This window comes from Puia sp. (assembly GCF_035546395.1).
Lineage (GTDB): Bacteria > Bacteroidota > Bacteroidia > Chitinophagales > Chitinophagaceae > Puia.
In genome coordinates, this window is record NZ_DASZXR010000019.1 from 93,534 (window position 1) to 106,782 (window position 13,249).

At 56.2% G+C, this 13,249-nt stretch carries 11 protein-coding genes; 3 read left to right on the top strand and 8 right to left on the bottom strand.

From position 1 onward, the window contains the following. Positions 1-23 precede the first annotated feature (23 nt). Both VHE34_RS26685 and VHE34_RS26690 read left to right on the top strand, forming a co-directional pair. Positions 24-1,160, top strand: a complete 1,137-nt coding sequence (locus VHE34_RS26685) for a formimidoylglutamase (RefSeq protein WP_325593723.1) — start codon at positions 24-26, stop codon at positions 1,158-1,160. Positions 1,161-1,188: 28 nt separating this feature from the next. Further along, the gene (locus VHE34_RS26690) at positions 1,189-2,610 is read left to right on the top strand and encodes a D-alanyl-D-alanine carboxypeptidase/D-alanyl-D-alanine-endopeptidase (RefSeq protein ID WP_325593725.1); all 1,422 of its coding nucleotides are present in this window, start codon (positions 1,189-1,191) and stop codon (positions 2,608-2,610) included. 3 nt (positions 2,611-2,613) lie between these two features. Here VHE34_RS26690 and mutL read toward each other — a convergent pair whose 3' ends face one another. After that, the gene (mutL, locus tag VHE34_RS26695) at positions 2,614-4,500 is read right to left on the bottom strand and encodes a DNA mismatch repair endonuclease MutL (protein ID WP_325593727.1); all 1,887 of its coding nucleotides are present in this window, start codon (positions 4,498-4,500) and stop codon (positions 2,614-2,616) included. Between the two features lie 67 nt (positions 4,501-4,567). Between mutL and VHE34_RS26700 the strand changes: the two genes are divergently transcribed. Next, the gene (locus VHE34_RS26700) at positions 4,568-7,630 is read left to right on the top strand and encodes a glycoside hydrolase family 3 N-terminal domain-containing protein (RefSeq protein WP_325593729.1); all 3,063 of its coding nucleotides are present in this window, start codon (positions 4,568-4,570) and stop codon (positions 7,628-7,630) included. On the opposite strand, the gene nth is transcribed toward VHE34_RS26700, so the two are convergent. From nth to VHE34_RS26735, 7 genes are all read right to left on the bottom strand, one after another. Continuing rightward, positions 7,627-8,280, bottom strand: a complete 654-nt coding sequence (nth, locus tag VHE34_RS26705) for an endonuclease III (protein WP_325593731.1) — start codon at positions 8,278-8,280, stop codon at positions 7,627-7,629. The genes VHE34_RS26700 and nth overlap by 4 nt on opposite strands. A 17-nt stretch (positions 8,281-8,297) precedes the next feature. After that, the gene (locus tag VHE34_RS26710; RefSeq protein WP_325593733.1) at positions 8,298-8,537 is read right to left on the bottom strand and encodes a hypothetical protein; all 240 of its coding nucleotides are present in this window, start codon (positions 8,535-8,537) and stop codon (positions 8,298-8,300) included. A gap of 176 nt (positions 8,538-8,713) precedes the next feature. After that, positions 8,714-9,007, bottom strand: a complete 294-nt coding sequence (locus tag VHE34_RS26715; RefSeq protein WP_325593735.1) for an FtsB family cell division protein — start codon at positions 9,005-9,007, stop codon at positions 8,714-8,716. Between the two features lie 87 nt (positions 9,008-9,094). Then, positions 9,095-10,378 (bottom strand): phosphopyruvate hydratase, encoded by a 1,284-nt coding sequence (gene eno, locus VHE34_RS26720; protein ID WP_325593737.1) that lies wholly within the window; start codon positions 10,376-10,378, stop codon positions 9,095-9,097. Between the two features lie 52 nt (positions 10,379-10,430). Next, the gene (gene gldA, locus VHE34_RS26725) at positions 10,431-11,336 is read right to left on the bottom strand and encodes a gliding motility-associated ABC transporter ATP-binding subunit GldA (RefSeq protein WP_325593739.1); all 906 of its coding nucleotides are present in this window, start codon (positions 11,334-11,336) and stop codon (positions 10,431-10,433) included. 35 nt (positions 11,337-11,371) lie between these two features. Beyond that, positions 11,372-11,587, bottom strand: a complete 216-nt coding sequence (locus VHE34_RS26730; RefSeq protein WP_325593741.1) for a DUF6814 family protein — start codon at positions 11,585-11,587, stop codon at positions 11,372-11,374. A gap of 2 nt (positions 11,588-11,589) precedes the next feature. Further along, positions 11,590-13,128, bottom strand: coding sequence for an MFS transporter (locus VHE34_RS26735; RefSeq protein ID WP_325593743.1), 1,539 nt, complete (start codon positions 13,126-13,128; stop codon positions 11,590-11,592). Between the last annotated feature and the right edge of the window lie 121 nt (positions 13,129-13,249).

The window sequence follows — 13,249 nt, forward strand, 5'->3', positions numbered from 1 at the left end:
AGCTTGCCCCCAAAACGTCACTCATGTCGCCCAACCTCCATATCAGCGATTTCCTCGAACCGCTAAGCCTGGCTCAACTGTCGCAGGACCAGGGTTATAGGGACGGCCAGATCGGGAAGCTGATCGATGTCTACGACGAGACCTTCCCGGACGTTTATAACGCCGATCTTGTACTCGTCGGCTGTGAAGAACAACGGGGCATCGGCCGCGATCAGCGGGAGTCCGGCGGACCCGACACCATCCGGGAACAGTTCTACCAGCTGTACTACTGGCATCCCGATATCCGGCTGGCGGATGTCGGGAATATCCGCACCGGCGCCACGCTGAACGATACCTATGCCGCCCTGAAGACCGTATTGCGCGAGATCACCGCGATCGGGAAGACGGCCGTGGTCCTGGGCGGCTCCCATGACCTCACCCTGGGTCAGTACTATACCTATTCGGACAAAAAGCACATCATCGAAGCCACGGGCGTGGACGCCCTGATCGACCTGGACATCCACTCCCGCAACCGGAGCGAGAATTTCCTCATGGAAATGCTGACGGGCGAACCCAACTATATCCATCATTACAACCATATCGGCTTTCAGAGCTACTACGTTCATCCGCACATGCTCGAGACGATGGACAAGCTTCGATTCGACTGCTTCCGCCTCGGCAGCGTAAAGGATAATATCGAGGAAATGGAGCCGGTGATCCGCAATTCCCACCTGTTCACCTTCGATATCTCGGCCATCGCCCACGCATTCGCACCGGCCAATATGCTCTCCCCGAACGGCTTCAACGGGGAAGAAGCCTGCATCCTGATGCGGTACGCGGGTCTGAGCCATAACGTCAACACCGTCGGCATCTATGGATACATGGCCGGCCGGGATCATGCCGGCCTGACTGCACGCCAGATCAGCCATATGCTTTGGTATCTCATCGACGGCAAGAGCCGCGGCCGGCGGGAAGCATCGCTTTCCGACCGGGATTTCTTTATCGAATACCGGACGGCTTTTTCGGAAGTAGAGACCACATTTCTTCAGAGCAAAAAGACCCAGCGCTGGTGGATGCAGCTGCCCGATAACAAATACATCGCCTGCTCCTACCAGGATTACCTGCTGGCCAGCAGCAACGAGATCCCAGAACGCTGGCTGCGGGCGCAGGAGAGGGGGTAGAACCCGCGTTTTGCCTATATTGCATACCATGAACCACAGATTCGCCATCACGTTCCTCCTGTTCGCCGCCTGCAGCTGGCAGGCCTGCACCACATCCCGTACCGCCACGACAACCACCGCAGGAAGCACGGGCGCAGCAAGCACCGCCGCCGCAAAGACCGCAAAAGAGCCACTACAGCAATTTACTGAAGAGAACCTCTTGCAGCAGCCCGGTCTTCTGCCCGCACAGGTTGGCCTCTGCCTCTTCGACCCGGGCACGTCAAAATATCTCTACAACTGGCAGGGCGATAAATATTTCATTCCCGCGAGCAATACAAAATTGTTCTCCCTGTACGCAGGGTTGAAGCACCTCGGCGATTCGCTGGTGGGTATGCGGTACATGATCACAGACACCGCGCTCTTCATTCAACCTTCCGGTGACCCCACCCTGCTGCATCCTTCTTTTGCCGACCAGCCGGTGATCCGTTTTCTCCAAAACACTCATCGAAACCTCTATCTTACCGAAGGCAACTGGCAGGACCGCCCCTTTGGCCGCGGATGGGCCTGGGATGATTATAACGACGACTATATGCCCGAGCGCAGCGCCTTTCCGGTCTATGGCAATCTCATCCGCTGGGCCCAGGACACCAACTCCGGCTCCTTCTATTCCATCCCCGAGGTCGACTGGCGGGTCCGGTTCTCGCCCGATTCCTCCAATCAGGGCTTTTCAGTCCATCGCGACGTTCATGACAATGTCTTCGTCATCACCGAAGGAAAAGGTCGGGTGCATGAGCAGGACGTTCCTTTTATAACGCAAGGCGTCGCCTCGGCGGCGGCGCTATTGAAAGATACCGTTGGCCGGGCCGTCGGCATCCGGAATTCCCTGCCGCCCTTCGGCCGGCCCGGGGCCAACCCCGCCGGCGCCGTCGCATCCATCACGGGTCTTGGCGTGATCCATTCCCGGCCCATCGACTCCCTGTTCCGCCCGATGATGTACAACAGCGACAACTTCTTCGCCGAACAGACCCTGCTGATGGTGGGAAATGAATGGTTGGGAAAAATGAATGACCGCACGATCATCGACACCCTGCTGAACAGCGACCTGAAAGGACTGCCGCAGCGTCCTTTTTGGGTGGACGGCAGCGGCCTCAGCCGCAATGATCTCTTCACCCCGCAGGACTTCGTCTGGCTACTGAACAAGATGAACCAGGACTTTGGCCTGGCCCGCCTGAAAGGCATCCTTCCGACGGGCGGTAAAGGGACCCTGTCGTCTTATTATAAAACCGACAGCGGCTATATTTTCGCAAAGACAGGCAGCCTTTCCGGCGTCGTTGCGCTTAGCGGGTACCTGATCACAAAAAAGGATCGTCTGCTGCTGTTCTCCATCCTGATCAACAACTATACCGGCAGCGGGGTCACCGTCCGCCGGCAGATGGAGCAGTGGATCCATCATATCCGCGATACCTACTAGAAGCTAGTATCGGCCAAATAGCTTTTCCACATAGTCCTTCTTGAACTCGATATAGGTGGGATCGCCGCCGGGGGTAACATTGTGCTGGGCACAGGCGAAAAGATCGTCCACAAGCACGCGCATTTCTTTTTCGGTCAGCGCGGTCCCGGGACGCACCGCGTTCTGACGGGCGAGCGTGCGGATCAGCTTTTCACGTTTGGAGAATCGGATCTCGCTGACAAAGTTCTTGTACTGTTCCAACAGGTGCTCCAGCGCACCCGTTTCATTACCCTGCCCCGTGTCCGCGGGTGTTCCCTGGATGACAAAGCTGTCTTTCCCGAAGGGTTCGATGGCATATCCCAGCTGCTGTAGATCGGGCAAAAGTTCCGTAAGGAGGATCGAATCCGCGGGCGAAAGGGTCAGGGATGCGGGGAACAGGCTTTTCTGGCTGGGGATCTGCTGGCCGGCAGCGGCCGCTTTATAGCGCTCGTATAGCACCCGCTCATGGGCCGCCTGCTGATGAACAAGGATGAAGCTGCGATTGGTGGGAGTGACGATATAGGTGCTGAGCAGCTGTTGCAGCGGGGCGTTCTCGAGCGGCATGATGCGCGCAGGTGTGGCAGCGCCGGTCCAATCACCGATGCCCCCACTGGCGCCGGCCGCCGGGACTGGGATCGCAACAGTTTCTTTGGGCTCTTCCCTGGGTGTCCCCGGTTTTGCCGGCGCCTCATAAAAATCTTTCCAATGGCGCAGCTCACTCCTATTGGTCGGCTCGATAAAATGCGCCTGGTTCTTTTGGGTAAAAGTCTGGTATAAAGAGGATGAAGCAACTGCCGCCTTCTTCTCCTCACTCAACGGCTTGCTCACCGCATCCAGCCCCTGTATATTCGGATCCAGATCGAAATCCAGCGTCGGCGTAATACTGAACTGGGCAAGCGCGTGTTTCACCGCCGCCTGCACAAAAGCATAGACGATCTTCTCATCCTCGAACTTGATCTCCTGCTTGGTGGGATGAACGTTGATATCCACCTGGGCCGGATCCAGATCGATGAACAAAACATACAGCGGGAAGCTTTCGCGCGGGATCATTTCCGCAAAAGCGCTGTTGACCGCATGATGCAGGTAGGCGCTGCGGATAAACCGGCAGTTGACAAAGAAATATTGATCGCCTCTCGTCTTCTTGGCCGTTTCCGGTTTGCCGACGAAGCCGTAAATGTTCAAATAGTCGGTATTCTCCTGCACGGATACCAGTTTCGAGGTATAGCTGCTACCCAATATCTGGACTACCCGCTGCTTCAGGCTTCCCTTCTCGAGATGCATCAGCTGGTGACCGTTCCCGGTGAGCGAAAAGAAAATGGAAGGAAAGGCCAGCGCGACGCGGGTGAACTCATCGACGATATGCCTCATCTCGACGGGATTGCTCTTCAGAAAATTCCGGCGGGCGGGCACGCTGAAAAAGAGATTCTTCATCGCGATGCTCGTGCCGGTGGCGAGCGCGGCTGGCTCCTGCCGCACCACCCGGCTGTTTTCGACGTCGATGACCGTCCCCGTTTCGTCCTCCGATCGCCGGGTCTTCAGTTCTACCTGGGCAACCGCCGCGATCGATGCGAGGGCCTCGCCCCGGAAACCCATCGTCTTGATATGAAAAAGATCGTCGATGACCCGGATCTTGGAGGTGGCGTGCCGCTCGAACGCCATCCGCGCATCGGTCTCGCTCATCCCTTTGCCGTTGTCGACCACCTGTACCAAAGCCTTGCCCGCATCCTGCACATAGAGGCGGATATCCGTGGCGTCGGCATCCACCGCATTCTCCAACAATTCCTTCACGGCACTGGACGGCCGCTGGATCACTTCCCCTGCTGCGATCTGGTTGGCGATATTATCGGGCAATAATTGAATGATGTCTGGCAATTCTATCTTATTTTAGCGGCTCTACTTTCTTGCAAGCCTGATTTTAAGTGCAATTTACGCTTCAGATATGAGAAAATACATCCTCCTGCTACCCTTTATGGCGGCCATGATCTGCGGCCGTTCGCAGTCCACAACGAAACTGTCCGCCGATGCCTGGGTCGACAGCGTATTCAAGACCCTTTCCCCCGACGAGAAGCTCGCGCAGCTGATGGTCGTCCGCGGCTCGGGCATCGACGCCACGACTCATCGCCCGGTATTCTACGACCAGCAGCTGGACGAGGCCGTGCGCAAGTATAATGTTGGCGGCATCTGTATGTTCCAGGGAGATCCCCTTAGCCAGGCCGATCATATCAACCACTATCAGAGTGTCGCGCGTACGCCCATCCTCTTCTGCATCGACGCGGAGAACGGGCTCGGCATGCGCATGGACAGCGTGGAAGGTCTCCCCCGGCAGATGATGCTGGGCGCTACAGGGGACCCGGCGCTCATCTATCGCTATGGCCGGCTGGTCGGTCAGCAATGCCGGCGGATCGGCATCCAGGTAAACTATGCGCCCGTGGTGGACATCAATAACAATCCCGACAACCCCGTCATCAATGACCGCTCCTTCGGCGAAGACAAATACAAGGTGGCGAATTATGGCATCCAATATATGAAGGGATTGCAGGCGGAAAACGTAATGGCCTGCGCCAAACATTTCCCCGGCCACGGCGACGTGTCGGTGGATTCTCATTTCGATCTGCCCGTCATCGGCAAGGACAAGAAGCAGTTGGACTCCCTGGAGCTATACCCTTTCCGGGCAATGTTCCAGGCCGGCGTGGGCAGTGTAATGATCGCCCACCTCTATATCCCCGCCATCGACAACGAACCCAACAGGGCCACCTCGCTCTCTTATAACAACGTCACAAAGCTGCTCCGCAAGCAACTGCACTACCAGGGAATCAGCTTTACCGATGCGCTGGAAATGAAAGGGGTGGCGAAATATTTCCCCGAAGGGGATGCCTCGGTGCAATCGCTGATCGCCGGCAATGACATGCTTTGCCTCCCCGGCGATGTCGCCCAGGCATTGGAGAAGATCAACGCGGCGATAAAAGAAAGAAAACTCCGCTGGAAAGATATCAACGCCCGGGTCAAAAAGGTGCTTCGGGCAAAATACCAGCTCGGCCTGGCGGACTGGCAGCCGGTAAACAAGGCGCACCTCACCGCCGACCTCAATGCCGGTATTGCCGATATACGGCACGACGTAGCGGTGGATGCATTGACCGTCCTGCGCGAAGATGCGGACGTATTTCCCCTGCGCGTCAGCAGGGAGGCGATCGACGCGCGGTCCGGGATGGACCTGGTAGGAACCGGTTTGTCGGCCGTGAAGAAAAAGGAGAAGAAGATCGCCTATATCGGGATGGGGCTGACCGAAGACAACGCGTTCAGCCGCCGGATGCGGAGTGATTATAGCGCCCATGTCTATTTCTTCGACTACGATCTCGACAGCGCAAAAGCCGCCGCGGCGCTGGAGCTGCTAAGCGGCCGCTACGAGGCCATCGTGATCGGCATGCACAATTACGCACGCTTTCCGGCTCACAACTTCGCCATCAGCCGGCCTGCCGCCTGGCTGCTTCACGAGCTCCAGCAGAAAGAAAGGGCGGTTACCTTCTTCTTTGGCAACCCCTATGCGATAAAGAACAGCTGCGATGCACGGACACTGGTCGCCTGTTACGAGGACGACTCGGTAACGCAGGCCGTTGCCGCCGATCTGCTCAACGGGAAATTCGTCGCACATGGCCATCTGCCCGTATCGGTATGCGATGAATGGAAGGCCGGCGCCGGGATCGCACCCGTCCGCCTCCTACCCGCCGTGTCGCCGTCCACCTTGGGATTCGATTCGGCAAGACTGCAGCGCATCGACGCCATCGCCAATGAAGCCATCGAAAAACGCGCGGCCCCCGGCTGCGTGGTGCTCGTGGCAAAGGATGGGAAGATCGCGTACGAAAAGGCCTTTGGCTATATGAGCTACGATCGCGCCGAACCCGTCTATACCGAGACCATCTATGATATGGCTTCCTGTACAAAGATCTGCGCCACAACCATGGCGGTGATGAAACTCTACGACGAAGGCCGCCTCGACGTCCAGAAGACCCTCGGCGATTACCTGCCCTGGGTAAGAGGCAGCGACAAGGACACCCTCCGGCTCTGGGATATCCTCTTGCACCAGGCAGGCCTGGTTCCCGATGTGGTCTTCTACAAGGAGATCGTCGACAGCACCCCGGCGCAAAATCCATTTCCCGGGTACTTTACGCCCGCCCCCGACAGCCTGCACAGCGTACGCGTAGCGGATAAGATGTTCCTGCGCAGCGACTGGCTTGACACCATGAACCTGCGTATCGTCCAAAGCAAGCTGTTGCCAAGGAAGTATATCTACAGCGACAATGATTTTATCTTTCTCGGAAAGATCGTCGAAGCCATCTCGGGGATGTCCCTCGACCAATATGTAAAGAAGACCTTCTACGATCCCCTCGGCATGACCGTCGCGGGTTTCAAACCGCGGGAGCGGTTTTCCCTGGGCCGCATCGCCCCGACGGCCGATGAGCCCATTTTCCGGCATCAGCTGATCCGCGGCGACGTCCACGACCCCGGTTCGGCAATGTATGGCGGCGTCGCCGGCCATGCCGGCCTCTTCAGCGATGCCTATGACCTGGCCCTGCTGGAGCAGATGCTGCTCAACGGCGGCAAGATGAACGGCATCACCTTCCTGAAGCCGTCGACGATCCAGTTCTTCACCGCCTATCACAGCGCCATCAGCCGCCGCGGCCTCGGTTTCGACAAACCCGAGAAGGACAACGCAACGCGCAAGGAGCCCTATCCCTGTCTGTCCGCGTCGCCCGAAACCTTCGGGCATACCGGCTTCACCGGCACCTGCGTTTGGGTCGATCCCAAGTACAACCTCATCTTTATCTTCTTGTCCAATCGCGTCAACCCGATCGAGAACAATCCCCGGCTTTCCAGCCTGAGCATCCGCGGCCGCATCCAGGAGACCGTCTATCAGGCGATGGGCGTCGACGTCAACGCATCGACGAAAGAGCCCGCGCCGCCCGTGAAGAAAAAGAAGCGGAGAAAGAAATGTTGCGGCGTCTAGCGGCCCGCCGTAAGATAATGCTTGCTGAACCACTTACACGCCTGCTGCAACCCGCACTCCGCACACTTCGGCGTCCGCGCAACACAAACATACCGCCCATGCAGGATCAACCAATGATGCGCCACATGAACCATCTCGCGCGGAATGAATTCCAGCAACTGCTTCTCCGCCGCCAGGGGCGTCTTCGCATTTACCGTAAGCCCGATGCGCGCCGATACGCGAAAGACATGCGTGTCCACTGCCATATTGGGCTGATTGTCGACAACAGAAGTAATGACATTAGCGGTCTTACGCCCAACGCCCGGCAACTGTACGAGCTCTTCGACCGTGAGCGGAACCTCGCCGTTAAATTGCGCCATAAGCATCTGCGCCATGCCGATCAAATGCCTGGTCTTGTTGTTGGGATAGGAAATACTCTTGATGTAGGGGAACAACTCCTCGAAGCTGGCCTTTGCCAGGGTGGCGGGATCCGGGTAGCGCTGGAAGAGAGCCGGAGTGGTCATGTTGACCCGTTTGTCCGTGCATTGTGCCGAAAGGATCACCGCTACCAGCAATTGGTAGGGGCTATCGTATAAAAGCTCTGTCTCTGCGTCCGGGTTGTGCTTACTGAAATAATCCAGAACGAACTGAAAGCGTTCCCTTCTTGTCATAGATGGGCCTCTCGTACTTAGTGCGGCACTGCATCCTGCACCGCCGTTTTCCTGGCATAGTTCATCACGCGCTGAATAACTTCCATTCGGGGAGATACGACCAGTGTGTCCAATTCGCCCGCTGAAGATCGTAGTACCTCCAGCTTTTCACGAAGCATCCAGTCTTCCTTCAGGGCAGCCTCTATCGCTACCGTCAACTCGGGGGAAGACTCTTTATACAAATACCGCAAAAGATCCTCCGGTGTAAAGAGTGTCATAGGCAAAACCATTTAATGTCCTAATAAATTCCGAAGCAGTAAAAGTGAAACGTCCGTTATGAAAACGGGATTTGGGTACTGTTATTGTCCGTTATAGGAATTATTAACTTTTAACGGGGCCGTACCCGGCCGGGGATTAGCAGAAAAGGGGCGATGAGTATATAAGAAAGTGAGAATCAATGTTTGGCAGGCGTGCCTTCGTCGCGGATCACAAAGAGGTCCTCGTTGTCTCTCTTCATCAGATACCGCTCCCGCGCATACTTTTCAAGGACGGCCGGGTTGCTCTTCAGCTGCTCCAGCTCCTGCCTGGTGGCGGCGATCTGCTGCTCGTAGTACTTCTTACTTTCCTCCAGTTTTTGCAGCTCCCCTTTCTCACGGAAGTGGCTGGTAACGAAGTCCCTGTTATCGAAGAACAGGATCCATACCGTAAATCCTACACCCGTCAGCAGATATTTGTTCATTAACCTCATAGCATCAAAAAAAACAAGATTGGACTCCGTCCAATCGGCAAAAAGCTCCGGGCCGGCGCCAGCCGGCCCGGAGACCCAATCTACAACTTATTTTTTGAATTTGATCCTTCCCTTGGGATAAATGCCCGCATCGCCCAGCTCTTCCTCGATACGCAACAGCTGGTTGTACTTGGCCAGCCGGTCCGTACGGGAAGCGCTCCCGGTCTTGATCTGCCCACAATTCAACGCCACGGCCAGATCGGCGATGGTCGTATCCTCGGTCTCCCCGCTGCGATGGCTCATGATGGTAGTATAGCCATGAGTCTGAGCCAGTTGCACGGCGTTGATCGTTTCCGTGACGGTCCCGATCTGGTTGACCTTGATCAGGATGCTATTGGCCACCCCCTTGTCGATGCCCTTCTGCAGGATCCTGGTATTGGTCACGAAAAGATCGTCCCCCACCAGCTGCACCTTGTTCCCGATGGCGTCCGTCAGCTTTTTCCAGCCATCCCAATCTTCTTCGGCCATCCCGTCTTCGATCGAAATGATCGGATATTTATTGACCCAGGAGGTCCAGTACTCCACCATCTGGTCACTCGTCAGCTCCTTGCCGCTACTCTTGTAGAATTTGTATTTGCCGTCTTTGAACATTTCGCTGCTGGCGGCATCGAGAGCAATACCGATCTGGCTGCCTACCTTATACCCCGCGGCCTCGATGGCCTGCAGGACCGTCTCGATCGCCTCTTCATTGCTTTGGATATCCGGCGCAAAACCCCCTTCATCACCCACATTGGTGCTGTAGCCCTTTTTCTTCAGCACCGATTTCAACTGGTGGAAGATCTCCACACCCCAGCGAAGCCCGTCGCTGAAAGTCTCGGCGCCTACCGGCACGATCATGTATTCCTGGTAATCGATCTTATTATCTGCATGTACCCCGCCGTTCAGGATGTTCATCAGCGGCATGGGAAGCACGGTGCTGTTGACACCGCCAAGATAGCGATACAACGGGAGCTTGCTCTCCTTCGCGGCGGCCTTTGCAACGGCCATGCTGACGGCCAGCAGCGCGTTGGCGCCAAGCTTGCCCTTGTTGTCGGTCCCGTCCAGGTCCAGCAGCCGGGCATCCAGGCTGGCCTGCTCGTTCACCGGGAAACCGATCAGCTGATCGGCGATGATATCGTTCACATTCGCCACCGCTTTCAATACGCCCTTCCCACTGTACATCGATTTGTCCCCATCCCGGAGCTCAACGGCCTCGTGGATCCCCGTGGAAGCCCCGCTGGGCACCGCCGCCCGGCCGCGATGATTGTTTTCAGTAACAACGTCTACCTCGACGGTAGGATTTCCCCGGCTGTCTAAGATCTGTCTTGCGTGAATGTCGGCAATGTAGCTCATGATGATTTCGAATTTTTAATCTTGAATTTTTCTGAAAATGACCAGCGGCCTCTCATTGGGTCAGGCTCCGGAAGATCGCCTCCAGGCTTCTGTTTTCGCTTTGCAAAGAAACAATGTTCCAATTGTTCTGCAAAGCCAGTTCCAGCAATTGTTTTTTCACCTCGTCGGGCTCTTTCGTCTGCAACTCCCATTCCTTGTCGGTGATCGCCTGCATCGCCTCTACTCCTTTTAGCGCCTGCAGTTTAGCAGGTTCCAGCGTTTCCCGGAAGGCTACCCGGATGGCGCCGGATCCGCTTGCTTCCATTCTCAGCCGGCTGATCGGGCTGTCGGCTACGAGCTTGCCCCGGTTGATGATCACAACGCGGTCGCAAAGGGCTTCCACTTCCTGCAGGATATGAGAGGAGAAGAGGACGGTCTTGTCCTTTCCCAGGCGTTTGATGACGTCACGGATCTCGATGATCTGGTTGGGATCGAGACCGCTGGTCGGCTCGTCGAGGATCAGCACTTCGGGATCGTGGATCAACGCCGCCGCGAGACCGACACGCTGCTTGTAACCCTTCGAGAGCTGTCCAAGCCGTTTGTTGCTCTCCACCGTCAGCCCGACAAGGACAATGACGGCTTCGATCCGCGCCTTCTTGTCGGCGACATGATGCACATCGGCGATAAAATCGAGATATTCCCGGACATACATGTCGGGATAGAGCGGGTTGGCTTCGGGCAGATAGCCGATCTTTTTCTTGGTCTCCAGCGGGCTTTCCCTGACCGGGATGCCACACACCTTCGCCTCGCCCTCATCCTGCCCCAGGTAACCGGTCAGGATCTTCATCGTGGTGGATTTACCGGCTCCATTGGGTCCCAGGAATCCCACGATCTCCCCCTTGCCTACCTGGAAGGATATATTGTCCACGGCCTTTTGCTCGCCGTAGATCTTCACCAGGTTGCTGATTTCAATAGACATGACGCGAAATTAGGGCATTTGCGCCACCGGCCGCCCTATTTGTCATATTCCCCTTTCAACGCATAATACCCGAACAGCACGATCCCCACCGCAATGGGAATAAAGATGACAATAAAGACACCCCACTGGATCTTGGCGTCGATACCCGGCTTCTTCGCGATCTCCGCAACGCCGGTCTTTATCAGGTAAATAAGGATCAACGGACCCAGCGCGATCCAAACAAAACCAAGAGCTTTTTTGAGCAGGTTCATAATTATAAAGAGGTTATGTTTTTCTTATTCGGAATATACAGCACGCCGATAACCAGGCACACCCCCGTCACGATGACCGGGTACCAAAGCCCAACCAATTTGTCGCCGGTATAGATCGTAGTCAGCAGCAGGCCGATGAACGGCGTCATCCCGCCGAAAATGCCGTTCCCGATATGATAGGGCAGCGACATCGATGTATACCTGATCCGCGTGGGGAATAGTTCCACCAGGAATGCGGCGATCGGTCCATACACCATCGTGACATAAATGACCATCACAAAAAGGATGAGAACGATCTTCCAGTAATCCCCGGTACCGAGCGTCCGGGAGACCGTAACGACCGGCTTCACGGTAGGGTGACCGTCGGCATAGGCCGTGTCCTTTCGGGTCTCAGCCACCACCAGCCCCCCGTCAAAATGTGATAGTGTGGTAGACGTCCGGATCATATCCTTGCTTTTGGGACTGACAAAGGATACGCTGGTCTTAATTTCTTTCTGTTCGGCATATTCCGTCCTGGTCCTGGCATCGGAGATGACCAGCAGCTGTTTGAAAAGATAGGGATAAGTAAGCACGGCCAGCAGCATCCCCGCCATCATGATCCATTTTCGGCCCACCCGGTCGCTCCAGCCCGCAAAGATGACAAAGAACGGCGATGCAAAGATGATCGCGAGCAAGAGCGTCGTTTTTGATTGATCGAAATCGAGGAGGCAGGTTTTTTCCATAAACGTCTGGGCATAGAACTGACCGGTATAGAACACGACGCCCTGCCCCATCGTCGCGCCAAAAAGCGCCAGCAACACCATCTTCAGGTTGGTCTTGTGGCCAAAACTTTCTTTCAGCGGATTTACGGACAGCCGGCCCTCGGACTTCAGCTGCTGGAAAAGGGGCGACTCCTGCATCTTAAGCCGGATATAGATCGAAATGGCTACGAGGAAGATGGAGATCAGGAAGGGAATGCGCCAGCCCCAGTCATCGAATTTCTCGATGCTCCGGGCCGTGTCTGCATCCAGGAAATGACGGGTGACCAGGGTGATCCCCAGGCTGAGGAGCAGCCCGACCGTTGCGGTAGCCTGTATCCACGAGGTGAAGAAGCCGCGCCGGTGATCGGGCGAATGTTCCGCCACATAGGTCGCCGCACCGCCATATTCTCCACCCAGGGCTAATCCTTGCAGCAAGCGGAGCAGCAGGATGAGCAACGGCGCCGCAACGCCGATACGGGCGTAATCCGGAATTAGACCGATGGCAAAGGTGGAGCCGCCCATGATGACGAGGGTCAGCAGGAACGTATATTTCCGGCCGATAAGATCGCCGAGCCGCCCAAATACCAGGGCGCCGAAAGGCCGCACTACAAAGCCTGCCGCAAATGTGGCAAGAGTGGAAAGGGTGGCCGCGGTGGGATTCCCCTTCGGGAAGAAATGGTTCGCGATCTGGGTGGAAAGACTCGCGAAAATGTAAAAATCATACCACTCGATAAGGGTCCCTACAGAGGAGGCGGTGATGATCTTGCGGATGTCCCGGGTCGAGTCGATTGTTTGTGCCATGCGGCTAAAGTTAAAATTTTTTGATCTACATTTGTTACGATGCGTAAACGCATCGAATTGAATCTAATTATTGGCCTTCGGCCGAGGCGCCCGTGGCGCCTCACGCCCAAATCTATTTTGC

Excerpts from the sequence above, each read along its gene's own strand:
- nth (WP_325593731.1), bottom strand. The coding sequence starts at position 8,280 with ATGACAAGAAGGGAACGCTTTCAGTTCGTTCTGGATTATTTCAGTAAG.
- VHE34_RS26710 (WP_325593733.1), bottom strand. The coding sequence starts at position 8,537 with ATGACACTCTTTACACCGGAGGATCTTTTGCGGTATTTGTATAAAGAG.
- VHE34_RS26685 (WP_325593723.1), top strand. The coding sequence starts at position 24 with ATGTCGCCCAACCTCCATATCAGCGATTTCCTCGAACCGCTAAGCCTG.
- VHE34_RS26700 (WP_325593729.1), top strand. The coding sequence starts at position 4,568 with ATGAGAAAATACATCCTCCTGCTACCCTTTATGGCGGCCATGATCTGC.
- eno (WP_325593737.1), bottom strand. The coding sequence starts at position 10,378 with ATGAGCTACATTGCCGACATTCACGCAAGACAGATCTTAGACAGCCGG.
- VHE34_RS26690 (WP_325593725.1), top strand. The coding sequence starts at position 1,189 with ATGAACCACAGATTCGCCATCACGTTCCTCCTGTTCGCCGCCTGCAGC.
- gldA (WP_325593739.1), bottom strand. The coding sequence starts at position 11,336 with ATGTCTATTGAAATCAGCAACCTGGTGAAGATCTACGGCGAGCAAAAG.
- VHE34_RS26735 (WP_325593743.1), bottom strand. The coding sequence starts at position 13,128 with ATGGCACAAACAATCGACTCGACCCGGGACATCCGCAAGATCATCACC.
- VHE34_RS26730 (WP_325593741.1), bottom strand. The coding sequence starts at position 11,587 with ATGAACCTGCTCAAAAAAGCTCTTGGTTTTGTTTGGATCGCGCTGGGT.
- VHE34_RS26715 (WP_325593735.1), bottom strand. The coding sequence starts at position 9,007 with ATGAGGTTAATGAACAAATATCTGCTGACGGGTGTAGGATTTACGGTA.